Origin of the sequence: Exiguobacterium aurantiacum, from assembly GCF_024362205.1 — a bacterium.
In the GTDB taxonomy this organism is placed as follows: Bacteria; Bacillota; Bacilli; order Exiguobacteriales; family Exiguobacteriaceae; genus Exiguobacterium; species Exiguobacterium aurantiacum_B.
The window spans coordinates 1,583,553-1,606,943 of record NZ_CP101462.1 but is presented as its reverse complement, the minus strand read 5'-3'; the positions used below and the strand labels follow the sequence as shown (position 1 = coordinate 1,606,943).

The following is a 23,391-nucleotide window of genomic DNA, read 5'->3' as shown; positions in this document are numbered from 1 at the left end:
AACTCCCTAAACGACAATTTCCTTACATAGATTAATAATACCTCATTCAAGGGAATAGTAAGCTATCGAAACATAAGGAGGAGACAAAGATGCATTTACAAGTAAATTGGAAACAAGGGATGGCGTTTCAGACGACGACACCTTCGGGACATGACGTGACGCTCGACGCCGGGGAGGATGTCGGTGGTCTCAATACTGGTCCACGACCGACTGAGATGCTCTTGCAGGCGACGGCCGCCTGTACGGGAATCGATATCGTCTCGATTTTGCATAAGATGCGCTTGCCGCTCGAGCGGTTCGAGATGAAAATCGACGGCGTCCGGGCGACAGAACATCCGAAGAAGTTCACCGCGATTCACATTTTATACGTTCTCGACGGGGATATGCCGGAAGAACGGGTCCGCCGTGCCATCGAGTTGTCGGTCGATCGCTATTGCTCCGTGTCGCACAGTCTGAACGCGACGCTGACATACAGCTATCAATTGAACGGCGGCGAGGTCGTCCCGTTCACATGATGTGAGCAAGATGGTTGAAAAGAGTCGAAACGGTCCGTTATATTTGTATTTCAAATACTGCAATACGAAGGAGGACGTTATGATTCGACTCGCGACGAAACGCGATGCCAAGCACATCGCGGACCTAATCGAACAACGAGCCGTAGCGCTAAAACAACAAGGTAGCGATCAATGGACGGAATATTTGGAGCAAGACCTCATGGATCGGGTGCAGACGGACATCACCTCGGGACACGTCTACGTGTACGAGCAAGACGAATCGGTATTGGCCTCGATCGCCTTACTTCCGGCAGATGACTGGGACCACAATTTATGGGAAGATGGCGAACGCGGTCAATACATCCATCGGATTGTCGTCAGCGAACGATTGAAAGGCAAAGGCGTCGGTCAGCAACTGATGGAGCACGTCTTGCGTGAGGCTGACACACATGAACCGATCCGACTCGACTGTGTGGCCGACAATGAGTTCTTGAATAGTTATTATCCACGGTTTGGCTTCGTCTTCGTGGACTCACGGGACGGGTACAACACGTTCGAATACAATATGGATGAGAGTGTCAGTGCATAAGGGGTCAACCAACCCCTTTTTTTTGATATACTGAGAAGCGAATTGATGGGAGGAAACAAGATGATCAACACCATACTTGTCGGTTTCGGCTTTTCCGCGACGACATTCCATGTACCATTTTTACAGGAGCTCGATGACTTCCAAATCGTCGGTGTCGTCTCCTCACGCCCGGAAGACGTACGAGCCGCACTTGGCGACGTCACGGTGTATACGACGCTAGATGAGGCACTTGCGACAGAGGCCTCGTTGTTCGTCATCACGACGCCATCCCACTTACATAAAGACATGGTCGAACGGTGCCTGGCAGCAGGGAAAGACGTGCTCGTCGAGAAGCCGGCGTTCGTGACGACGGAGGAAGGGGAGGCGTTAATCCGACTCGAACAGGCAAGTGACGGTATCGTCAACGTCTTCCATAATCGGCGGACGGACGGAGACTTCTTGACAATCAAACGATTGCTCGAAGAACAACGCCTCGGTGATTGGAAAGTGCTCGAGTCACGGTTCGACCGGTTCCGTCCGACTGTCCGTGACCGTTGGCGCGAGAATGCGGGACCAGGTGCCGGGATTCTATTTGACCTCGGCAGCCATTTGATCGATCAAGCGCTCGTCTTGTTCGGGGCGCCGGACAAGGTATCGGCCGATGTCATGGTTCAACGTGACGGGGGCCAGTCCGATGATGGGTTCCATGTGACGTTGCATTATGGAGAGAAACGGGTCTATCTTCGCTCGAACCCGTTCATCGCCGTCGAGGCGCCACGGTTCGAAGTGCACGGGACGGAAGGAAGTTTCTTGAAGTCGGGGCTCGACCCGCAAGAGGCGTGCCTCCGGAACGGGAAAGTGAGATGTCCCGACCGCGAGACCGGAACGATCGTCACGGATGTTGAATCGACGATTGACATCGTACCGGGTGGCTATTTGTCGTTCTATCAAGCGCTCGCAGCTAGTTATACGACGCGTCACCCGCTCGTCCCGCTTGGCGACGCACTCTTGACGACACGCATCATCGAGACGGCCCGTGAATCGTCTCGTTCACAACGTGTCCTCGACTTCAAAGCATAACGATGGACGACCTGCCATGCCGGCATGGTCGTCTTTTTTAAAATCTAAAAGAAATCGCTATGATTTTATCGTGAATCAACAAACTCGCTTCATGTTTGTTAACAATAAAAAGCTAGCCCCCTCCTTCAAATAGTCAGCGTTGAATGGGAACAAGACAAAAGAAACGGCTCCAGACTGTCCTGTCACACTTCAAATAATGTCGACTTAGAGGAAGAGGGGAACGGATGATGTTCAATCAGATTGTGAAAAATCGATGGGAGTGGGAGAACTGGTTGCGGGAGGTCAATTGTGATTCGTACGATCATTACGATTATGTATTGGCCAACTGTGAACCGGGCGAGCAGCCTGAGTTGTATATCGCGGCCAAGGATGACGGGATTTTACTGTACCCGTACATCCGTCGTCCAATCGCCCATCGTTATGACGACCTCGTGACGGCGTACGGTTATGGCGGCCCGTTCCGTGAAGGCAACTTCACGAACGAGGACGTCAAGGAGGCACGCCGACTCTTTCTGCAACGCGCTGAAAATCAAGCGACCGTCACCGAGACGATTCGTTATCACCCTTGTCGCATCGACCCGGACATAATGCGAGTGTTCGGGCAAGCTGTCCCGATTCGTCAGACGGTCCATGTCCGGCTTGATGATTCGTTCGAACAGCTGGAGCAACGATTCAGCAAGATGACGAAACGGAACGTGAAGCGGGCCGTCCGTGAACAAGTGATGCTCGTTCGTGGGCAGTCCCATGAACTGTGTGAGTTCATTCGACTGTACCGCGCCACGATGGACCGTCGAGCTGCGAACGATGCCTATTATTTTTCAGATCAGTATTTCGAGGATTTATGGAACAGCGACACGTGTGAGACGGAGCTATTGTTCGCCGTCCATGACGACGTCATCGTGGCGGGCGTGTTCATGTTGTTTGGCGATGATGGCGCCCATTATCATCTGGGCGGCTCAGATGCGGATTACTTGGCGCTCCGACCGAACCACTTCTTGTTCCGCGAAATGATTCGTCGCGCGGTCGAGAAGGATAAGGCGTACGTTCATCTCGGTGGCGGTGCGACCGGTGAAGATGCGCTCTTTGACTTCAAGCAGAGCTTCTCAGGTGACGAGCCGCTCACGTATTACATCGGCCAGGCCGTGCTCGACGAGGTGGTCTATCATCGGTTGAACCAAGACCATTTGCTCCGCTACGGACCATCTGATTTCTTTCCGCTCTATCGGACACCGGTCGCAGAGACGGTCACCGAGGCGCAAGCGGAACGATAACAAAAAGGTTCTCACTCGAGATGGAGTGAGAACCTTTCGTATTATGCTGCCTCTTCGTCGGAAGCGGCCATTTTTTCGGTTTGGCGAGTGATTGGGAAGTTACTGAACAGTTTACTACCGACGAGTCCAGCGACAATCCCGACGCCGAACAAGATGAGCGCCGTCACGGTCACGGTCTGCCAATCATTGAAGCCGTACATGACGAGCAATCCCGGAATCCCGGCAGCAGAACCTGGGGCATCGTTCACCATGCCAGTCATGGCGACGATGAGTCCGGCGATCGAGCCGCCGACAAAGTTGACGCTGTAGATTGGAATCGGGTTCGCCGAAATGAGGTCGGCTTGCGTGAGCGGTTCGATCGCGACCGATAGTTGGTCTTTCTTCGTCCCAATGTTCAAGCGCTTGAACAGCAAGAAGTTCATCGAAATCGACGCCGTCAAGGCGAGGGCGGCGATGGCCATCGGCACGCCTGTCAATCCGAGCATCGCCGTGAGAGCCATCGAGCTGAGTGGCGACGTCGAGACGACCGTGACGATGCCACCGAGGACAAGTCCCATCACGACCGGGTTCTGTGTCGCGGCGAGTTCGATGACCGCACCGATTTGTGTCAGCGTGTTCGTGACGAGCGGATCGACACCTGTCGCCACGAGACGGGCGAGCGGAGCCATGATGATGACGTAGAAGATCATATCGACACCTGCCGGCAAGTGCCGGTCCAATTTGCGACCGGCGAGCGCGAGGATATAGCCGGCGAAAAAGCCGGGAAGAATCCCGAAGCCTGCGACCGATAGACCGAGCATGAGCGCGTAGACCGGATTGATGCCGAGGGCGATCGATACGAGCGCGGCTGCGGCCGGACCTGATAGTGAACCGGCTGCTTGTCCGACTTCTTCATATAAAGGAAGCGGGAGCAGACCGCCGATGGCGTAGGCGTTGAACGCCTCGACCAAGAAACTGGCGATGGCGGCACCGGCAAGGGCACCCATCGCTTTCATCCCGAACGGGGCTTTGTAGCTGAATAACGTGAATAAGGCAAGAATCAACAGTAAAAGTGCGATACCTTGAATAATGACCATACGCTGTACCTCTTTCTCTCTGTTCTATATTTCCTCTATAGTTAACCATCCGAACGGTTCTGTAAAGCCATTTCATCTATCTGACACGACTTTTTTTCGTGGTAGCGTTTCCATCTCGATAATTGGAAAATTGTGAACGGTACGTATGGAAAAAATCGTGAAAAAACGGGCTCATATGTGTCAGAGAGGCCAGGAGTGGGAACAGGAAGAGGAAAGACTTTTCATATAGGAATGATCAAGGAGGAGTAGAGATGCAGATGGAGAACAAAAATTGGCACGCACTCGAACCGGATGCGGTAAAGAGTTCGCTTGAGACGGACACAACCAGCGGTCTGTCGAAAGGGGAAGTGTCAAGTCGGCAGGAGCAGTACGGGAAAAACGTATTGCCCGAGAAAGAGAAGACACCTGAAATCATAAAATTTTTGCGTCAATTCAATGATATTCTTGTCTTCGTCTTACTTGGCGCCGCTGTCGTCACCGGTTTTTTAGGAGAGTACATCGATACGATCGTCATCGTGCTCGTCGTGACGATTATTGCGGTCGTCGGTTACCTCCAAGAGAACAAGGCCGAGCAAGCGTTAGAAGGTATTAAGAAGTTACTCGAGACGAAGGCGAGCGTCATCCGTGACGGCAAGCAGAGCCAAGTCGACTCGAGTGACCTCGTCGTCGGGGACATCTTGGTCCTCGCTGCCGGGGACAAGGTACCGGCTGACGCCCGTGTCATTCAAGCCGAGAAGTTCAAAGTCGAGGAATCGGCATTGACGGGAGAGGCGACGACGGTCGAGAAGAAGATTCAAGTCGTCCCAGAGGACGCCGTCCTCGGCGATCGCAAAAACATGATTTATTCCGGTACGAGTGTGGCGACAGGAAGCGCGAAAGCAATCGTCACGTCAATCGGAGAAGGGACGGAACTTGGTCAAATCAATGCTTCAATCGCTGAAGTCGAGACGGTGAAGACGCCGCTCATCCGCCAGACGACGAAGTTTGGTCAGACGGTATCCATCGCCATCCTCGTCATCTCGGTCGTCATTTACGCGTTCGGTTACTTCGTCCGCGATTTCGATCCGATTGAATTGATGCTGACGACGATTGGTCTCGCCGTCGCCGCGATTCCAGAAGGATTGCCGGCCGTCATCTCGATTATCCTCGCGCTCGGCGTACGGAACATGGCTGAGAAGAAAGCGATCGTCCGTAGCTTGCCATCGGTCGAGACGCTTGGTGCCGTATCCGTCATCTGTACCGATAAGACCGGGACGTTGACGAAAAACGAAATGACTGTCAAACAAGTGGTCACGGCGAAACATGACATCGAAGTGTCTGGAAGCGGATACGCCCCGGACGGTGATTTGGAACTGAACGGACAACCGTTCGATTTAGATGATGATGAGTCGATGATCGATCTGCTCACGGTCGGAAAAACGTGTAACGACGCCCAGCTGTATGAAGAAAGCGGCGAATGGGTCGTCAACGGAGACCCGACGGAAGCATGTTTGCTCACGCTCGCTGAAAAAGCGGAACGACCGATTGAGCGCTTGAACGTCATCTCGAAGATCCCATTCGATTCCGAATACAAATACATGGCGACTCTCGTGGATTATAAAGGGGAACGGATGATTTTCATCAAAGGAGCACCGGACCGCCTGTTCGATATGGCGGAAGACACAGAGTTCGACCGTGCCTATTGGGATGAGAAGCGTAAAGAGATTGCTGACCGCGGACAACGCGTGCTCGGTGGAGGTTTCAAACGCGTCGACGCTTCTAAAGAGACGGTCGACCACGAAGACGTCGAGAACGGCATCACGTTCCTTGGTCTTTATGGAATCGTCGACCCGCCACGTCAAGAAGCAATCGAAGCAGTCGCCGCTTGCCGTGACGCTGGTATCCGCATCAAGATGATCACCGGTGACCATAAGGATACAGCGGTCGCCATCGCCCGAGAACTCGGTATGGAAGTCGAAGGCGCCCTCGAAGGGAAAGAATTGACGAACATGTCCGATGAAGAAATCAAAGAGGCGTCGGTCCATAACGACGTCTTCGCCCGGACGAGTCCGAACGATAAACTCCGTCTCGTCAAAGGGTTGCAACAAAACGGCTTGATCACGTCGATGACCGGTGACGGCGTCAATGATGCACCGGCCTTGAAACGGGCCGACATCGGGGTCGCGATGGGGATCAAAGGAACGGAAGTCGCAAAAGAGGCCTCGCAGATGGTACTCGTCGACGATAACTTTAAGACGATTTATAACGCCGTCCGTGAAGGCCGTCGCGTCTATGATAACTTGAAGAAGACGATCTTGTTCTTGCTCCCGACAAACGGTGGGCAAGCACTCCTCGTCGCCATGAGTATCTTGCTTGGCGCAGCGGCACCACTCAGCCCAGTCCAAATCCTCTGGGTCAACATGGTCGTCGCGATCACGCTCTCGCTCGCCATCGCCTTTGAGCCGCTTGAAGAGAGCACGATGAAACGGCCGCCACGCCCGGCGAACGTGCCGTTATTGAGTCGCTATTACATCTTCCGCATCACGTTCGTCTCGATCTTGATTGGGGGCGGAAGCTTACTCATCAACTATATGCTCGGCGATTTCGATTACTCGACCGACAAGTTGCAGACAATCACACTCAACACGATCGTCATGGCACAATTGTTCCACTTGTTCAACTGTCGGACCGAGCTCGCTCCGGCGTTCAACCGTCATTTCTTTGACAACAAGATCGCCTTCGTCGTCTCGGCGCTATTGATCGGGTTACAACTATTCATCACGTACGTTCCGTTCATGCATACGCTGTTCGGCACGGCAGCGCTTGAAATGCAAGACTGGATTTATCCGGTCGTCTTCGGTCTCATCGTCTTCGTCATCGTTGAGATCGAGAAAGCCATCTCACGCCGTGTCATCGGCAACAAAGATATACACTGATGTTTTGACCGCTGCCTAATGTGGAATTAGTCCATTATGCAGAGGAGGGATGCTCAATGAAACGTGATGAATCACAACCTGGGGTTCACCCGGACCCGGTGCCGGATGAAGAATCAAACCCGGCGACGAAACCGGCTCCGACGCAACATCCGGACCCGGCACCTGAAGAAGACGACAAAGATTCAAAATAAGGGCAACTCCAATTGAGGAGTTTCCATAAAAAAGGCTTTCCGACATTGATCGGAAAGCCTTTTTTAACGTTATTTTTTTGGTGCCGGGCTACGATACTCGTTCATTTTGTCGAACTCTTTCTCATTGAAATACTCGACGACGACAAAATCGCCGACCGGACATTCCCAACGGTCTTTGGCGATTTGACACTCTTTCAGTGTCACTTTCTGGTCGTACATATCAAGCTCGAGCGTGTCCTTCAAAAACTGATCGACCTGCTTGTCGTTGATTTTGAAGTATTCGCTCAAGATGATGTCTTCGCCTCTGTCGTTCGTGTGCGTCATCACTTTAAAAAATCTCATTGGTGTACCTTCTTTCGTCTGTGAGCTGAATTCTCAGTATATAGGAGCTGGCCCGATTTGGGAACCGTCATCCCCTTTTCGATAAAAATGCCCCTAACGCGAATGCGAAAGGGGCTCGGATCATTTCATTTTTTGTCGGCTTGGCGGTGCCACGTTGAACGGTTGTTTATGGCGAATGATCAGCCAGAACAACAAACCGAACAATGGGATGTAAGGCAGTGGCCACAAACTCATCTTATAACGTTTGGCATCCCGGTTCATCAACGTGATTTGGATGAAGGCGAGCAAGAAGAAATCGACCGTCATCGTTCGGACGAACTGGTTCTGTTCGACGTACGACCAATACTCGGCCACGTTCCCGGTCGTCGACGCGGCGATGAACAAGCCGATCGTGACGAGCAAGAGCAACACCCCGAGCAATCGTGTCGGGAGCGGCTTGATCGGGGTCGGATAAGGCGATTGCCGCGCGAACGCCAAGTACGGGGCGATGATGAAGCCGCCGACGACGAAACCGGTCGCTGCCGGTAAGAGCGGGTTCGGGCGCAACTGGTTCACCTCGGACCATAGAAGCGGGAACAAGGCGAGCGGATAGACGCCTAGGATGCTGAAAAGGGAAAGCGAATACCCTTCATAGGCGTCCGTGTTATACGTGATGAAATCGAGCAAAAACCGGCTCGAGAACGGTTCGTTCGGGCCGAGGAGCGCGATGGCGATCGCAGCGGCCCACGGAATGAGTAAAAACTTTCTAGTCATGCCCTACACCTCGAGTCTGTCTCTGTTTCTTTTAGTATACCCCGGAATCAAGCGAACAAAAAATGAGAAGTGTCAACCGACACGTTCTCATTGGTTTTCGCGCGCATACGCTTTGATCATCGTCACGAGTTGCTGGGTCTCGTCAGAGTCTGACTCAAGTCGAATCCCGTAATCATACAGGCTCCCCACTTGTCCACGGTGCCGTACGTGACCCGTCAGGTCGAGCGGTTGAATCAACGGGACGAGGTCGAGTTTGACTTGGACTTTCAATCCTTCAGAAAGTGGGAATAAGTAATCGCACCGCATTTTCAGACCGTGGGCGCTGATATTGAGCAGTTGTGCTTCCCCGTCATGAAGTTCTTTGTCTTCCCAGATGAGGCGATATGGGATGAAGCGGGGGTTCGGTAAAATGTAACGAAACGTTTCTTGTCGTCGATAGCGCATCGGTTCACCTCATTTCTCTACCTTGATTATCGGCTATTTTTGGTGAATCGTGAAGCGTTGAATGCACCAAAATTTAGGAAGCACGGTTTACAGGAATGCAAACGCTTTCTATAATGAGAAGACAGAGTGGATAGAGGAGGGATCGTATGAACGTCAAGGATTTACTCCGACGCTATTCGATCGACGAACCAATCATCTACGCGAAAAATCTACACGGGCAGTGGGTCAAGCTCGAACAACTGCCGCCCTACACCATACTAGAGGTCGAGGCGACGGACGAGGCCATCGAGGCGCTCGCCATCGATGCGTACGTGGCGCTCACCGTTTGTCGGGAGAAATCGTCGCTTGAAGATGCACGGCCTTATGCAGTGCGGCTTCATATCAGAGGTAAGTAAAAACCGCGAGCCGATGGGCTCGCGGTTTTGATTAGGCTGCTTTTTCTGTCTCGTCTTCTTGTGGGACGGTCCGTTTCGCATAATACATGAACGGCGTCGCCATCCAAGCGATGATGAACTTGGCGACGTATGTCGTGATGAAGATGTTCCACCAGATGTCCCATTCCATGCCCCAGAAGGCAATCGTACAGAACGTGAGCGTGTCGATGAACTGTGAGACGACGGTCGAACCGGTCGTCCGAAGCCACAGTTTCTTCTCACCGGTCTTGGCACGAATCTTCGAATAGATGAAGACGTCGAACAGCTGTGAGACGAGGTACGCCGCGAGACTACCGAGCGTGATGAGCGGTAGCATCGAGAACAGTGCTTCAAAACTCTCATGCATGAACAGTGCCTCTTCGAACGGCTCATAAAGCAATGCGAATTGCATGAGCACGGTTGAGACGATCAAGATGAAGAAGCCGAGCCAGACGCCTTTACGGGCGGTGTGACGACCATATTTTTCATTCAAGATGTCTGTCGCTAAATAAAGGGAACCGTAGACGATATTCCCGAGTGTAAAGATGAAACCACCGATTACAATCTGCTGCGTCACTTGGATGTTGGCAACGACCGAGGCCATCGCGATCCAGGCGAACAGTCCGACGCGTCCGAACAGCTTGTAGCTGAGGACGAGCAGACTGAGCGTGAGCAAGGCAGAAGGAATCCATAACCATTCATTGAGCATGGGGATCGTACTCCTTCCAAATCATTCATTCTGTCAACTTTACAAGTTTATAGAGGAACGGAAACCGTGTCAAGACAGTTTCCATGACTGAACGGAAAAAGCTCTCACCCGAGTTTTGGATGAGAGCGATTAATTTAGTTAGTATGCTGTCATACACCACTTAGATTAATGGCGATGCCTTTCATCATCGATGACAGATGATTCAATTTGGTACGGGCATGTTCCCAAGATTCCCAATCGTCAGTCTCTAAAAACTGCGTCAACCCCTCACTAACGGTTGTGAGTTCATTCAATACGTTGGTCAGCCCTTCACGGTCGATGCCTGACGCGTCAGATGCGAGAAGGTGATCGAGCGCCGGGAGAATCTCATTAATGTCGGCACGGAAGTCTCCATGCGAATTGTTGATACTGACGCCGACCTTCAAATCGTCGGTCTCAAGGGAATGCTGCATATCAACACGTTCCATTTTGTGTATGGATGAAAATCGTATTAACGTATCAGGCTCGAATTCGACTAGCCTTGTCAAGGTTCATAACAGTTCGTATCTTTGTAATTGGTCGATTAAAATCCGTCGTGCTGAAGTGCGATTGTCAGATGGAGTCAATTAGTTCACACGGACGAACATGTAGGTTACGTGTTTCATTTTTAATCGATCGAAACAAAAATTATAATCAAAAACTATTGACGTACTTGAATCAATCGCTTGAGATAAAGGTGTCCTCGAAAGAGCGACGATCTCATTTAATGGAGGAATGCTTTGTGAAAAGAAACACGGGTAGGAATTCGAAGATTGTTTGCCGAAAGGTGGAGGAAAAGGAAGGTAAGTTGTACTTCTGGATTCGAGATGAGGAGACTGACCATGAGTGGGTATTTTACACCAGTATAGAACAAGAGGATATTGATGTCTATTGCGCTAGAGATGACTCGTGCTTCATGCCAGATACAGATTTAGACAAAATGAAGCTGTTGCGGATGATTGAACAGTATCAACTTTTCATTCAAGATAAAGCAAGACGAGAAGCGCAGGGAAAGTTGTTAGCAGGTAAGCAAGAACGTTCCAAACGATTCTGAGTGTCCCTTAAGTGGGCGCTCTTTTTTGTGGACCAGGAAAACCAGATAGGTTTATATACAGGAGGATTGGAGGCGGAGAAACGTCCTTTTCTGTGAAATCAATTTAATTACTACACACATTACAGCTTTGGTTTCATCCCTTGTTACACGAAGGAGAGGTGAACGGGATTTAAAAAATCAACACATTGCAATCCACTAACGGGTCATCAAAGAGCACAATGAACAGAAAAATTCGTTCATAGAGTAATTAGAGGATACCGCCGTCAAACAAATGCAACATTCGGAATATACCGCTGAAAGCAAAGCGAACTATCACGAGCTTGAGAACACTTCTAAACAGTCGAAAGTAAACCTCGTCACCGCTCATACCTGTGTCATTGGCACAAACGCGTCCTTCGCAGCTAAAGATGTCCCAGTCGTTCGGCATACTCGCTTGACGCTACTGCTCAAACTAGGAGAACAGCCAAAGGTCGTTCAGGAACGGTTGGGTCACAAGGATATCAGCGTCACGATGGATATGTACACACATGTCACGATGACGCTGCAGAAGCAGACGGCCGAAACGTTTGGTGCCATGATGGAGCAAAAGACCGTTGATTGAGATAATAATAGTTAGACAAATGGTTTAGCCTTGTCGACAACACGAAAATCGTGAAACTGTGCAATTTCTGTGCAATGACATAAAGAAAGCACCTCCTGTCATAAACAGGAAGTGCTTTGATCCGCTTGGTTGAGCAGTATTCTTGATGCCTCCGACGAGAATCGAACTCGTGCTGCAGCATTACCATTGCTGAGGTCTGCCACTAACCTACAGAGGCGGTTACATCTAGTATGTTACACAGTCTGTCGTGAAATTTCAAGCTTTTTTAGAATAATAAGACCCCCGTCCTCCTCATGGTGAGAAGGGCAGGGGTGGGTTGAATCAAGCTTACTTCGTCCGGACCCAAACAGCTCCAGCCGAGTTGTCTTTCGCTTCGCCGACGACGTCGACGACGAGTCCGTATTGTGGAAGTTTACGGCCCGCATCTGGGATGAGCGAGTTGATGTACGTGTTGGCGTCGTTGAACTGCTTCACGCCTGGTTGAGCTTTGTAGTCATAGATGCCACGGCTCGGTGAATCGATGTACCATGGGAGCGTCTTATCTAAGCTGAACGCCGCGTCGGCGATCTGGTAACGTGTGCTGCCTGTAACTGTCTCTTTCCCGTTCAAGTTGCCGATGAGTGCCTCAGGATGCGAGTCGACGACACCGAGGAAACCTTCACCCGGGTGAATCCCGACCCAGTTGTCTGAGAACGAATCATCAGCATACCAGACGACGAGACCTGTGTTGTACTTGACGCCACGGCCGTTCAAGAGACCTGTGTCAGCCCCTTCATGGTTGCGCCATTCAAGGTAGTAATAGTGCGGTTTCGTGTCATAGCCGTCCGACTTGACGAAGCCGTCGAGCGTGACTTTCTCCACACCTTCCGCATCGTCAGCGAGAAGTGATTGTCCGCCTGACGTGATCGACAAGTTGTCGAGGGCGAACCCTTCAAGGGCAAGTCCGCCGTCCGTCACGTATTCGAAGATGATTTGTACGTCTTGACCGGCGAACTGAGACAAGTCGTACGATTTGTTCACCCAAGCGCCGTTCGTCGATTCCGCACCGTTTCCAGTGTTGTCATCGCCGTAGACGTCAAGGACGACTTCTTTGCCGCCGCTGAGTGCTTTCACGTACAAGTAGTCGTAGTCATACTCGATATCAAAACGTGTGTCGAACGCGAGCGTACCGTCCGCACCGAGTTTGACCGTCGGTGTCACGAGTTCGGTATGCAAGTTATCGCCTTTCGTCGAGTAGTAGTAATACTCGCCAAATTCAGGTTCGATGCCTTTTACTTTCTTATCAGGAAGGTTCACTTTCAATAATCCAGGGTTGGTCGATTTCGTCACCGATTGATCGAGTTTCGAGACGAAACCTTGTTGCGTGATGTCTTCCAGGTCAACTTCCGTGATGTTCGCCCAGTTGCCGCCCATCAATTTTTGGAAGTATTCCTTGTTTTGTGGCGAGAAGCTCGTCGGCTCCGTACCAGCCACTTTACCAGCCCAGCTGCCGCCGCTCATGATCGACCACGATTGGACCGGTTCGCCTTGACCTGTGTACTGTGTATCGTACTCATCTGGGAGACCGAGATCGTGACCGTATTCGTGTGCGAAGACGCCGACTGCGCCGTCTTCCGGTTGAATCGTGTAATCGAATGCCGCCATTTGACCGCCCCAGTATGGGACGGCTGCTTCCGTACCTGCTACGCGGTAAGGGCTGTTCCCGACGACCCAACGGTGTGACCAGACCGCGTCGTCACCGAGGACACCGCCACCCGCTTCTTGGCCGGTACCGGCATGGATGATCATCAAGTGGTCGACCAAGCCATCCGGCTCATTGAAGTCGCCGTCACCGTCGAGGTCATATAAATCGTATTCATCGTATTCGGCGAGGTCCATGCCTGATGCGACCGCTGCGTTCAACGTGTCTTTGACGAGTTGACGTGGGCCTGGCCCGATGTTGTCATTCCCGCCGGCCGGATTGTCACCGCCGTAATCTTTCGCCGTGCCCGGGACGGTCAACCAGTTCGAGACGGTGCCGTCGACCGTATAACTGCCGCCCGACTGTTCTTCATAATACTGCTTGAACGTTTGGACTTTCTCACCGTTAAACAGTTCGAACGATTCGTCGCCGAACATGTATTGTTCGTAGTGTTCTTTACTGAAGTTGTCGCTATACAGATAACCTTCTTCTTGAACGACGTTGTTATGTTTGAAGTCGCTGTACTCGACGAGAAGGACGAGGACTTTGTCTTCACGGACGGCGCCGTTATAGCCTGCCTGTTTGGCCGGGTCGACTTTGACTTGACCGTTCGGCTTGCCTTTCCGATAGTTCGCTTGTCCTTTTTTCGCTTTGTCGAGGAGACGTTTCGATTCTTTCTCGAATTGGTTATGTATCTTCTCTTTCGCTTCAGCGGCCTTATCGTTCAAACCATGTTTATGGACGTCTTTCGCATTGCCTTGCTTCTTCTCGATATAGGCATCGACGGCCTTGTGACGCTCGGTGGCCGAGAGTCCTTTTTTGATGACGCCTCGTTTCTCGAGCGCTTTGGCGAGACGGTCCTCATCGATGATGTTGTGATCGAATGGAGCGGTCGTGCTCGGGGTTGGCAACGGTGAGGCGGCGAGTGGAGCGGCACCGACGGCCGGGATCGCACTGACGCTCATGACCGATGTCAGCGCGACGGCGAGCGTCGTGCGACGGATGGAACGTTTTTTCATTTGTACTAACCTCCTGTGAAAATAATGGGAAATTGTGTGAGCTTGAATCCAACGTTAAACTTGTGTCAGATTAATGTCAATATTCAGAAAATAGTAATGAAAAAAAGAGACTTTCGTCCCTGTTAGCCCTTAAGACCTAAGAGATTCAAGCCTCCGCATCGATGATGCCGTAATGAAATTTGGACGTTTTGCGAACAATCCTTGTAAAACCTAACGTTTCGAACGTCTCACTCTCAAAATGAGCCTTTAGGACAATTCGTCTGGCCGCGACACGACGGGCCTCCGTCATGAGTTCAAGAGACAGTGGATTCGTGTTGGCAAGAGATCGTAATGGGTTCAAGTGAACCGATTCTGAAATCGTCTTTTCGAACATCGGATCGAAGTAGACGACGTCGAACGAATCGTCCGAGCATGTCTTCAAATAGGTGAGGGCATCCGTCAAGACGACCTCGAGGCGACGCATCGCCTCATTAACGGCGGGCTCTTTTTCTTCCCAAACGGTTAGCCCCTCCTTGACGAGCATCGCGGTGACGAATTCACTCTCGAGTCCGACGGCGCGACCGGTCGGACCGACGGCATGACTGAGGACGATGCTGTCGGAGCCGAGCCCGAGCGTGCAGTCGAGGACGCGGTCACCTGGCTTGATTGCGGCGGCGTCGACGAGTGGATCGTGTCCGCCACGGGCTAGTTGCTTCACACGGAATACCGAGCTCGATGGATGGAAGAAGAACGGTTCATCTCCGTCGAGCGGTGTGTATTCAACGCGACGTTTATCAAACACGAGCACGCCGAGAGAGTGCCGCGCCTTCAACGTCTCAATCGAGTGTTTGCGCCGAGGGATAAAACGGACGCCGTACGTCGCTGCGTGAGCTTCGGCCCGTGCAATCATCGCCTCGGTCGGGCGTAAACAAGTCGTAACGATATAAGTCATAGTATCTCCTTACCGAAAAAATGAGACGCAGAGGCGTCTCATTTTTTCTTGCTGAGTAAATCCGACAATTCGTCGATGAGCGCCTTATGAGAGGCGAGTTCTTTCTTTTTCTCATCGTTCGGGTTGATCGGGCGTTTCGAGCGACTTTGAAGCGCCTCGAGCGTCTCGTCGATTGACGATTTTAGCGTGTCACGGTCTTCCGGCTTGAGCGTCACTTCATGTGGATTTTCACCGCTTGCGTCAAGTTCGCGTAGACGAGCCATCAACTGTTTTGCTTCTCGGTTCAAATCGGCGAGCAATCTGTCAATTTGTTCCAAACGAAGCTTGATTCCATCACGTTCTGTAAACATTCGTTTCACCTCTTTTATAGGGTCATCCCTTTGGTCTCTTCCCATTTACTTTACCATAATTTTCGAACAACGAAACTACCGGGAATATATTCCATTTTATTTAACTGTGGGAAACACTGTTTCTCTATGCCCACACGATATTCGACTGGTATACTGACTTAGCTAATAAGGAGGTGGTCGGATGCAGTCAACAACTCATCCACCAAAAGCGCTCAAAGGCGCCATTTTATCGATTACGACGTATTTGGTCTTATCTGTATTAAAAGTCGTCTTCGGGTATGTCTATAATTCAGAAGCCGTCCTCGCCGACGGATTCAACAATACGACCGACATCATCGCATCCATCGCTGTCTATATCGGCATCCGTATCGCTGCGTTGCCTCGGGACGCCGAACATAAATACGGTCACGCCAAAATGGAGACGCTTGCCGCGCTCGTCGCCTCGCTCATCATGGTCGCCGTCGGGGTGTTCGTTCTATTGAACAGCATCGCCACTCTAATCGGTGGTGAATACGTCGAACCGAACCCGCTCGCCGCCGTCGTCGCGTTCGTGAGTGCGCTCGTCATGTTCGGCGTGTATGCGTACAACTCGAATTTGGCCAAGAAGACCCGGTCGCTGGCCTTGAAGGCGGCCGCCAAAGATAACCTTGCCGACGCGCTGATCTCGATTGGGGCGACGCTCGGCGTTCTCTTCGCTTATTTTAAACTGCCGTGGATGGATACGGTGCTCGCTGTTCTCATCGCCGGGATGATTATCCGGACCGCGATTCAAATCTTTCTCGATGCGACACATCAGTTGTCGGACGGATTCCCACCGGACCTCGTTGATTCCTATGAAGAGACGATTCAACATTTCGATGCCGTCAAGGAAGTGCGTGAAATCAAAGGACGTCACCTCGGCAACCACGTCATGCTCGACGTGACGATTGCCGTCGAAGGAAGTCTCACTGTCGAGGAAGCGCACGATTTATGTGATGACATCGAACGTGAGCTCGACGAACATCACGCCGTCGATTCGGTCCACATCCACATCGAACCGGTCTGATTCCGGTTATCTTTTGCGCTTCACGCCGCCGTTCGTATATAATGAGTTTGGAAAGACTATGAGATAACTGTTAAGGAGGGCACGGGATGGAAATCGTGCGTCAACCTATTCGTCAGATTGATGAGATCGAATATGAGCATTTTAAAAAATATGGTCAAAGTTCTTACGGCATCTCAGCCGAAGAGTTAAAAGGTATCTTTGTCGAGATGGGGGCAGAGCAGGTATACTCGGCCGACGAGCATAGTTACGGGGAGGACTTCTATTATGATCTCCTCGTTGACGGGCAAATCGTCGGGAAAGTGTTGCTCTTGAAACTCGCTCGCGTCTATCAGCTCGATTTGATGGTGTTCGACCCGTTCAAAGACAACGGCTATGCGACAGAAGGGCTTCGCCTCGCGCTCGAGCAATCCGATTTAAGAGAAGGGCATACGGTCCGTGCTGGCATTCCACCGACGAGCCCGCATCAGGAAGCGGTACGCCGTGTCCTCGAGAACAACGGGTTCGAAAAACGGAACGGGCTTTACTATTTAAACTTTAAGAAGCGATATGTAATCAACCACTGAACTGACGGCGTCTGACGCGTCAGTTTTTTCGTATGGAGGTTTTTACCGATGAAACAAGTGACAATCAACGACATCGCCAAACTGGCCGGGGTCGCCAAAAGTACCGTCTCCCGTTATTTGAACGGGGGCTCGGTCGGACAGTCGACGCGCGACAAGATTGAGCGGGTCATCCAGGAGACGAATTATGAACCGAACCAGTTCGCGCAAAGCTTGAAGTCGAAACAGACGAAAATGATCGGTGTCATCGTCCCGCGTCTCGATTCCTATGCCGCTTCGCGGACGATGATGGGCATCGACGAACGATTGACCGAACGCGGCTATCAAATGCTCGTCGTCAACACGGCCCAACAGACCGAACGCGAGATCGAGCAGTTGTATAACTTGGCAAAACAGAAAGTGGCCGGCATCATCTGGCTCGGGACGACCGTGACGCCGCGGCACTTGCAGGCGATTCAAGACATCCAAATCCCGGTCCTATTGATCGGTCAAGAGCATGAAAAGGTCCATAGCCTCGTCTATCCCGACTACGATGCGGCGTTCGCCCTCGGTAAGCAGTTCATGGAATGGGGTCACCGTGACGTCCTATATGTCGGTGTCGGTCCATACGACATCGCCGTCGGACAGGCGCGGCGTGACGGTTTTCTCCATGCGTTCAAGGAAGTCGGGGCGAACGTGACGACGTATACGACGACGTTCAAGATCGAGGATGCCATCCCAATCGGGGAACGACTCGCCGAGGCGACCGAGGACGCGACGCTCATCGTCTGCGCGACGGACAACATCGCCCTCGGTGTGTTGAAGGGGCTTGCCAACGCCGGCAAAACGGTTCCAGGCGATATCTCGGTGAGTGGATTCGGCGGCTATGATTTCACCGAAGTGCTCCATCCGTCCATCACAACGGTCCACCTCCCATACCGTCGGACCGGGTCCCGTGCGGCTGACATGATTCTCCAGTTGTTAACAGGTGAAACCATCCCGATGAAAACGTTCACAACTTTTGAATTAAAACTGCGCGAAAGCGTTGACATTTTAAATTAAATCGTTTACATTTGTGTTGCGGAACCGGTTCCGCAACATTTTTTATTCGTTTTTGGAACCGGTTCGATAAATGATACGAAGCACGACATTCAGACATGGAGGTGGACGGATGAACACCGTACATTGCATTGGTGAACTATTGATTGATTGGGTTTGCGAGGACGCATCGAGCGACCTCGTCAACGGGACGACATTCGTAAAGAAAGCAGGGGGCGCACCGGCAAACGTTGCGGCCGTCGTCAGTAAGCATGGAGGAAGCTCAAGTTTCCTCGGGCAAGTCGGGGCTGACCCGTTCGGGCGCTTTTTGAAACAGACGCTCGTCGATAACGGTGTCGGCGTCGAGAATTTGGTCGAAGAAGGTGACACGACGTTCGCGTTCGTCTCGATTCAAGAAGACGGGGAACGGGACTTCACGTTCCGCCGCGGTAGCGACGGCGATTATGCGTTCGAGTCGATCGATTTGTCGGCCTTCAAGCCTGGGGACATCGTCCATTTCGGATCGGCGACGGCACTCCTCGACGGTGAGTTAAAGAACGCTTATTTCAAACTGCTCCAGTTCGCCAAGCGTGACGGCCTGTTCGTCTCGTTCGATCCGAACTATCGTGACGCGCTCGTGACCGACCTCGAGGCGTTCAAACAAGATTCGCTCCACTTCATCGCCGAAGCGGACTTCGTCAAGTTGAGCGAAGAAGAGGCGCACTTGTTGACCGGGCTTGACGATTTAGACGAAGCGGTCGCGTCGCTTCTCGAAGCGGGTGCAAAACGAATCGCCATCACGCTCGGCTCGCGCGGGACACTGATTGCGACGAAAGACGTCAAAGCCATCATCGCTTCAGTGAAAATTGACAGCGTCGATTCGACGGGAGCGGGCGACGCCTTCGTCGGAGCCTATCTATATCGGTTGTCGACACTCGGGATGGATGACGACCGACTCTTGCAGGACATCGAATATGCGAACGTGACCGGTGCACTCACGTGCACGGCCTACGGCGCGATTCCAGCCATACCAACACAACAACGCGTGCTTGAAGCGCTAGGAGGGAAACCAGCATGAACTACAGACAAGAAGCAGAAGCGATTTTAGAGGCAATCGGCGGGAAAGACAACGTCGCCGCCGCGGCCCACTGTGCGACCCGGCTCCGCCTCGTCTTGAATGACGAATCGAAAGTCGACGAGAAGAAACTTGACGCCCTCGACGTCGTCAAAGGGACGTTCTCGACTGGTGGCCAGTATCAAATCATCATCGGTGCAGGTACGGTTAACAAGGTGTACGCTGAGTTCGCCGAATTGACAGGCCTCGGCGATATGTCGACAAGCGACGTCAAGTCGGCCGGCGCGAAGAAAGGCAACCCGCTCCAACAGTTCGTCAAAATGTTGTCTGATATCTTCGTCCCAATCATCCCGGCCATCGTCGCCGGCGGTCTCTTGATGGGGATCAACAATTTGCTCACGGCACCTGATTTGTTCTTCGAAGGAAGCTCACTCATCGATCAGTACCCAGGTATCGCCGATCTCGCCGCGATGATCAACACGTTCGCGAACGCCGCCTTCGTCTTCCTGCCCGTCTTGATCGGGTTCTCCGCCGCCAAGCGGTTTGGGGGTAATCCGTACCTCGGCGCCGCGCTCGGGATGATCATGGTTCACCCGGATCTCGTCAACGCCTATGCGCAAGCAACGGTCGGTGATATCCCGGTTTGGAACATTCTCGGCTTCGAAATCGAGAAACTCGGTTACCAAGGACAAGTGTTACCGGTCCTCGTATCTGCTTATATCTTGTCGAAACTTGAAATCAATATTCGCAAATTCATGCCAGCATCACTCGATATCTTGCTCACACCGCTCCTCTCGCTCCTCATCACGGCGTTCGTCACGTTCGCCTTCGTCGGACCGATCACACGCGAAGCGGGTAACTTGATCATCGACGGTCTCGTTTGGACGTACGACTCACTCGGCTTCTTCGGTGGTCTCGTCATGGGTCTCTTGTACGCACCGATTGTTATCACAGGGATGCACCACAGTTTCATCGCCATCGAGACGCAACTTCTCGCCGATATCGCACGCACGGGTGGATCGTTCATCTTCCCAATCGCAGCCATGTCGAACGTCGCACAAGGTGCGGCCACACTCGCTGTCTTCTTCTTGACACGTGATAAGAAGATGAAAGGTGTCGCTTCGGCATCTGGTATCTCGGCACTCCTTGGGATCACGGAGCCGGCCATGTTCGGTGTCAACTTGAAACTACGCTATCCGTTCATCGCGGCCATCATCGGTTCAGGAATCGCCTCGGCGTTCATCGTCGGACGTGAAGTCCTCGCCGTCGCCCTCGGTGCGGCAGGTCTCCCAGGGATCATCTCGATCGCACCAGCGTCGATCGTCTCGTATATCATCGGGATGGCCATCGCCTTCGCGGTCGCATTCGGATTGACGTTCGTGCTCGCGAAACGCCAAGCGAAAAAAGAAGCAGTCAAACAAGCAGCTTAAGAAAAAAGGAAGTGATGTTATGAGTTGGACGAAGGCAGAGCGTTACCGCTCGTTACGTGACGTGAGTGCCCTCGAGATGGAGACGCTCCGCACAAAGACGGCGGCTTCCCCGTGGCGGTTCGGATACCATATCCAACCGCCGACGGGACTCCTGAACGATCCGAATGGATTCACGTATTATAACGGGGAATATCACATGTTTTATCAGTGGTTCCCGCTCGGACCGGTACACGGTCTCAAGCATTGGTATCATGTCACATCACCCGACCTCGTCACGTGGACAGACCGCGGGGTGGCGTTAGTCCCGGAGACGACCGAAGATTCACACGGTGCCTATTCAGGCAGCGGGTTTGTGAAAGACGGGGAACTCCATGTCATGTACACGGGCAATCACCGGACGGATGACTGGACGCGTCACGCCTCGCAAGTGATCGGTGTGTTACGGGATGGAAAGATTGAGCGTCGCAACGTCGCGATCCCGGACGTGCCGGCCGGGTACACGGAACATTTCCGTGACCCGAAAGTGTGGCTCGAGGATGGCGTCTATTACGCCGTCGTCGGGGCGCAACGTGAGAACGAAACAGGTTGTGTCGTGTTATATCGCTCGACTGACTTGGATGACTGGACGTTCCTCGGTGAGATTGAGACAGGACTCGACCCGTTCGGTTACATGTGGGAATGTCCTGACGTGTTCGAACTGAACGGGCAACACGTCCTCGTCTTCTCGCCGCAAGGGATTGAACCGGACGGGCATCGCTATCACAATATCTATCAGTCCGGTTTCTTGATTGGTAAGCTCGACGTTGAGACGTTGACGTTCACGCACGGCACGTTCGAGGAGCTCGACTTCGGTTTCGATTTTTACGCTCCACAGACGACAGAACAGGACGGACGACGCGTCCTCGTCGGTTGGATGGGACTCCCGGAAATCGAGTATCCGACGGACCGCTTCGGCTGGGCCCACGCCTTGACGTTACCGCGTGTGCTCACAATTGAGGAAGGGATGCTCAAGCAGCGTCCGGTGGCGGAGATGACAACGCTTCGCCAAGACACATTCCTCGACGCGTCCGGCACGTCAGTCAGCGTCGCGACTCCGGACCGGTACGAACTGGAGTTGAAAACGGACGGATCAGACTTTAGCCTCGACTTGCTTCAAGTCGAGAATGAGTCACTTGTCATCCGTTACGACGCAGCAGCCGGCGAATTGACGATCGACCGGACAAATGCCGGTGAGCCGTTCGCGACCGAGTTTGGCACGACACGGACGAAAGCGATTCATGTGACGTCGCTTCACGTGTTCATCGACTCGTCGAGTGTCGAATGCTTCGTCAATGACGGTGAGGCGGTCGCAACGCTCCGCGTCTTCCCGAGCGAGCTCGAGAAACAGTTGCGCTATGAAGGCGCGACTGCGAGCCTGACCGGTTGGACATATCAATAAGGAAAAGCTGAGCTTAGGCTCGGCTTTTTTGTTTACCTATAGAATGAACTCTATATGCTATTCTAGAAATAGGGAATAAATTACATATAGCATAGGGGATGATTTACGTGTGGATGGTTTTAGGAGTACTGGCGATTGGCGCGACACTGTTCAATTTGTATACGTTCAGCATCGGGAAAGATTACAAGCTGCCGATGGCGATTGCGTTGTCGCTGACGGCGCTCACAGTGTGCGCGGACTACAGCTATTTATCAGTCTGGGTCGAAGCGGAGGATTGGAGTGCGTTGGCGGATGTCATACCAGGTATGGGACGGGCATTATGGGTTCTCACCAGCATCTCGATTATATTGAACCTATTGCCGATTTTCTTGGAGCGAATGCGAAAACAGGCATGAGTGATTCGATGTCAAAAATTGTGAAACCTTTCGTCCAGATTTTCGTATAAGATTACTATCAACGTGAATGGGGTGGAGGGAATGAAACGAAATCGAGCCATTATGACAGTGGCTTCGGCGATGTTCAAGGCTTTCATAGAGCCGGAGGAAAGTGAATTGGATAGAGAAGAAATGATTCAAGCGCGAGTCGCTCAGTCGTCAGGGATCGGTTCGTTCAATGAGACGGATTTCATCATGTTCAATGGAATCGAGAAAGTGAGACCGTTCGCGGACATGTTGCGGAATGCAGATGAGGCGCTCGAAGATTCCATTCACGGGGAACCTGACTTTGACCTGGAACTTCATTGGAAGGGCGGCGTGATGGCACAGTATCATCTTTGGCTCGGACAGAAACATCAACCGAGCTTTTTGATGGATGTGACGCATCCGCATCTCATCTATCGCGTGTCGAGAGATATGACGAATCAGTTGATTCAAGTGCTCGGGGTGGATGAGTGAACGAGTGACGTGGAATGTGAAAC

General features: G+C 52.2%; 26 protein-coding genes and 1 tRNA gene. 17 read left to right on the top strand and 10 right to left on the bottom strand.

The features are described 5' to 3' along the window. Positions 1–89 precede the first annotated feature (89 nt). From NMQ00_RS08365 to NMQ00_RS08350, 4 genes are all read left to right on the top strand, one after another. The gene (locus NMQ00_RS08365) at positions 90–515 is read left to right on the top strand and encodes an OsmC family protein (protein ID WP_255176325.1); all 426 of its coding nucleotides are present in this window, start codon (positions 90–92) and stop codon (positions 513–515) included. A 79-nt stretch (positions 516–594) separates the two neighbouring features. Further along, positions 595–1,083 carry a GNAT family N-acetyltransferase gene (locus tag NMQ00_RS08360; RefSeq protein ID WP_255176324.1) on the top strand — a complete coding sequence of 163 codons (489 nt, stop codon included), beginning with the start codon at positions 595–597 and terminating at the stop codon, positions 1,081–1,083. Between the two features lie 60 nt (positions 1,084–1,143). Next, a complete protein-coding gene (locus tag NMQ00_RS08355; protein WP_255176323.1) occupies positions 1,144–2,142 on the top strand; it encodes a Gfo/Idh/MocA family oxidoreductase in 999 nt (332 codons plus the stop codon). A gap of 227 nt (positions 2,143–2,369) precedes the next feature. After that, complete coding sequence (locus NMQ00_RS08350) at positions 2,370–3,413, top strand: lipid II:glycine glycyltransferase FemX (protein ID WP_255176322.1); 1,044 nt, start codon at positions 2,370–2,372, stop codon at positions 3,411–3,413. A gap of 41 nt (positions 3,414–3,454) precedes the next feature. On the opposite strand, the gene NMQ00_RS08345 is transcribed toward NMQ00_RS08350, so the two are convergent. Then, complete coding sequence (locus tag NMQ00_RS08345; RefSeq protein ID WP_255176321.1) at positions 3,455–4,489, bottom strand: PTS sugar transporter subunit IIC; 1,035 nt, start codon at positions 4,487–4,489, stop codon at positions 3,455–3,457. Positions 4,490–4,740: 251 nt separating this feature from the next. Between NMQ00_RS08345 and NMQ00_RS08340 the strand changes: the two genes are divergently transcribed. After that, positions 4,741–7,404: a cation-transporting P-type ATPase gene (locus NMQ00_RS08340; protein WP_255176320.1), complete on the top strand. Its 2,664-nt coding sequence runs from the start codon at positions 4,741–4,743 to the stop codon at positions 7,402–7,404. Positions 7,405–7,460: 56 nt separating this feature from the next. Next, positions 7,461–7,595: a hypothetical protein gene (locus NMQ00_RS08335; protein WP_255176319.1), complete on the top strand. Its 135-nt coding sequence runs from the start codon at positions 7,461–7,463 to the stop codon at positions 7,593–7,595. Between the two features lie 69 nt (positions 7,596–7,664). Here the strand turns inward: NMQ00_RS08335 and NMQ00_RS08330 are convergent, their stop codons facing one another. The 3 genes from NMQ00_RS08330 to NMQ00_RS08320 form a co-directional block, all read right to left on the bottom strand. After that, entirely contained in the window at positions 7,665–7,937 is a 273-nt protein-coding gene (locus tag NMQ00_RS08330; protein ID WP_255176318.1) for a hypothetical protein, read from the bottom strand. Positions 7,938–8,057: 120 nt separating this feature from the next. Beyond that, a complete protein-coding gene (locus NMQ00_RS08325; RefSeq protein ID WP_215191118.1) occupies positions 8,058–8,690 on the bottom strand; it encodes a hypothetical protein in 633 nt (210 codons plus the stop codon). Between the two features lie 87 nt (positions 8,691–8,777). Then, entirely contained in the window at positions 8,778–9,134 is a 357-nt protein-coding gene (locus NMQ00_RS08320; RefSeq protein ID WP_255176317.1) for a PilZ domain-containing protein, read from the bottom strand. A gap of 146 nt (positions 9,135–9,280) precedes the next feature. On the opposite strand from NMQ00_RS08320, the gene NMQ00_RS08315 reads away from it, so the two are divergent. Continuing rightward, complete coding sequence (locus NMQ00_RS08315; protein ID WP_255176316.1) at positions 9,281–9,529, top strand: hypothetical protein; 249 nt, start codon at positions 9,281–9,283, stop codon at positions 9,527–9,529. A gap of 31 nt (positions 9,530–9,560) precedes the next feature. Here NMQ00_RS08315 and NMQ00_RS08310 read toward each other — a convergent pair whose 3' ends face one another. Both NMQ00_RS08310 and NMQ00_RS08305 read right to left on the bottom strand, forming a co-directional pair. After that, on the bottom strand, positions 9,561–10,256 hold the full coding sequence (locus NMQ00_RS08310) for a queuosine precursor transporter (protein ID WP_255176315.1): 696 nt from the start codon (positions 10,254–10,256) through the stop codon (positions 9,561–9,563). 149 nt (positions 10,257–10,405) lie between these two features. Then, positions 10,406–10,723 (bottom strand): hypothetical protein, encoded by a 318-nt coding sequence (locus NMQ00_RS08305; protein ID WP_255176314.1) that lies wholly within the window; start codon positions 10,721–10,723, stop codon positions 10,406–10,408. A 293-nt stretch (positions 10,724–11,016) separates the two neighbouring features. Here NMQ00_RS08305 and NMQ00_RS08300 point away from each other — a divergent pair, with 293 nt between their 5' ends. After that, positions 11,017–11,328: a hypothetical protein gene (locus tag NMQ00_RS08300; protein ID WP_255176313.1), complete on the top strand. Its 312-nt coding sequence runs from the start codon at positions 11,017–11,019 to the stop codon at positions 11,326–11,328. A gap of 271 nt (positions 11,329–11,599) precedes the next feature. Then, complete coding sequence (locus tag NMQ00_RS08295) at positions 11,600–11,929, top strand: tyrosine-type recombinase/integrase (RefSeq protein WP_255176312.1); 330 nt, start codon at positions 11,600–11,602, stop codon at positions 11,927–11,929. A gap of 146 nt (positions 11,930–12,075) precedes the next feature. Here NMQ00_RS08295 and NMQ00_RS08290 read toward each other — a convergent pair. The 4 genes from NMQ00_RS08290 to NMQ00_RS08275 form a co-directional block, all read right to left on the bottom strand. Then, positions 12,076–12,146, bottom strand: a tRNA-Thr gene (locus NMQ00_RS08290). A 110-nt stretch (positions 12,147–12,256) separates the two neighbouring features. After that, positions 12,257–14,629, bottom strand: a complete 2,373-nt coding sequence (locus tag NMQ00_RS08285; RefSeq protein WP_255176311.1) for an immune inhibitor A domain-containing protein — start codon at positions 14,627–14,629, stop codon at positions 12,257–12,259. Between the two features lie 145 nt (positions 14,630–14,774). Then, positions 14,775–15,560, bottom strand: a complete 786-nt coding sequence (locus NMQ00_RS08280; RefSeq protein ID WP_255176310.1) for a class I SAM-dependent methyltransferase — start codon at positions 15,558–15,560, stop codon at positions 14,775–14,777. A 38-nt stretch (positions 15,561–15,598) separates the two neighbouring features. After that, positions 15,599–15,910, bottom strand: coding sequence for a hypothetical protein (locus tag NMQ00_RS08275; protein ID WP_021067357.1), 312 nt, complete (start codon positions 15,908–15,910; stop codon positions 15,599–15,601). A gap of 181 nt (positions 15,911–16,091) precedes the next feature. Here NMQ00_RS08275 and NMQ00_RS08270 point away from each other — a divergent pair, with 181 nt between their 5' ends. The 8 genes from NMQ00_RS08270 (at position 16,092) to NMQ00_RS08235 (ending at position 23,368) form a co-directional block, all read left to right on the top strand. Further along, positions 16,092–16,955, top strand: coding sequence for a cation diffusion facilitator family transporter (locus NMQ00_RS08270; RefSeq protein ID WP_255176309.1), 864 nt, complete (start codon positions 16,092–16,094; stop codon positions 16,953–16,955). Positions 16,956–17,041: 86 nt separating this feature from the next. Next, positions 17,042–17,518, top strand: a complete 477-nt coding sequence (locus NMQ00_RS08265; RefSeq protein ID WP_255176308.1) for a GNAT family protein — start codon at positions 17,042–17,044, stop codon at positions 17,516–17,518. Between the two features lie 48 nt (positions 17,519–17,566). Then, positions 17,567–18,556, top strand: a complete 990-nt coding sequence (locus NMQ00_RS08260) for a LacI family DNA-binding transcriptional regulator (RefSeq protein WP_255176307.1) — start codon at positions 17,567–17,569, stop codon at positions 18,554–18,556. A gap of 109 nt (positions 18,557–18,665) precedes the next feature. Then, positions 18,666–19,610: a carbohydrate kinase family protein gene (locus NMQ00_RS08255; RefSeq protein ID WP_255176306.1), complete on the top strand. Its 945-nt coding sequence runs from the start codon at positions 18,666–18,668 to the stop codon at positions 19,608–19,610. Continuing rightward, positions 19,607–21,037: a sucrose-specific PTS transporter subunit IIBC gene (locus tag NMQ00_RS08250; protein WP_255176305.1), complete on the top strand. Its 1,431-nt coding sequence runs from the start codon at positions 19,607–19,609 to the stop codon at positions 21,035–21,037. The genes NMQ00_RS08255 and NMQ00_RS08250 overlap by 4 nt, the downstream gene beginning before the upstream one ends. A gap of 19 nt (positions 21,038–21,056) precedes the next feature. Continuing rightward, positions 21,057–22,475: a sucrose-6-phosphate hydrolase gene (locus NMQ00_RS08245; RefSeq protein WP_255176304.1), complete on the top strand. Its 1,419-nt coding sequence runs from the start codon at positions 21,057–21,059 to the stop codon at positions 22,473–22,475. 107 nt (positions 22,476–22,582) lie between these two features. Beyond that, positions 22,583–22,870 carry a hypothetical protein gene (locus tag NMQ00_RS08240; protein WP_255178699.1) on the top strand — a complete coding sequence of 96 codons (288 nt, stop codon included), beginning with the start codon at positions 22,583–22,585 and terminating at the stop codon, positions 22,868–22,870. Positions 22,871–23,026: 156 nt separating this feature from the next. After that, positions 23,027–23,368, top strand: a complete 342-nt coding sequence (locus NMQ00_RS08235) for a YhfM domain-containing protein (RefSeq protein WP_255176303.1) — start codon at positions 23,027–23,029, stop codon at positions 23,366–23,368. Positions 23,369–23,391: the final 23 nt, after the last annotated feature.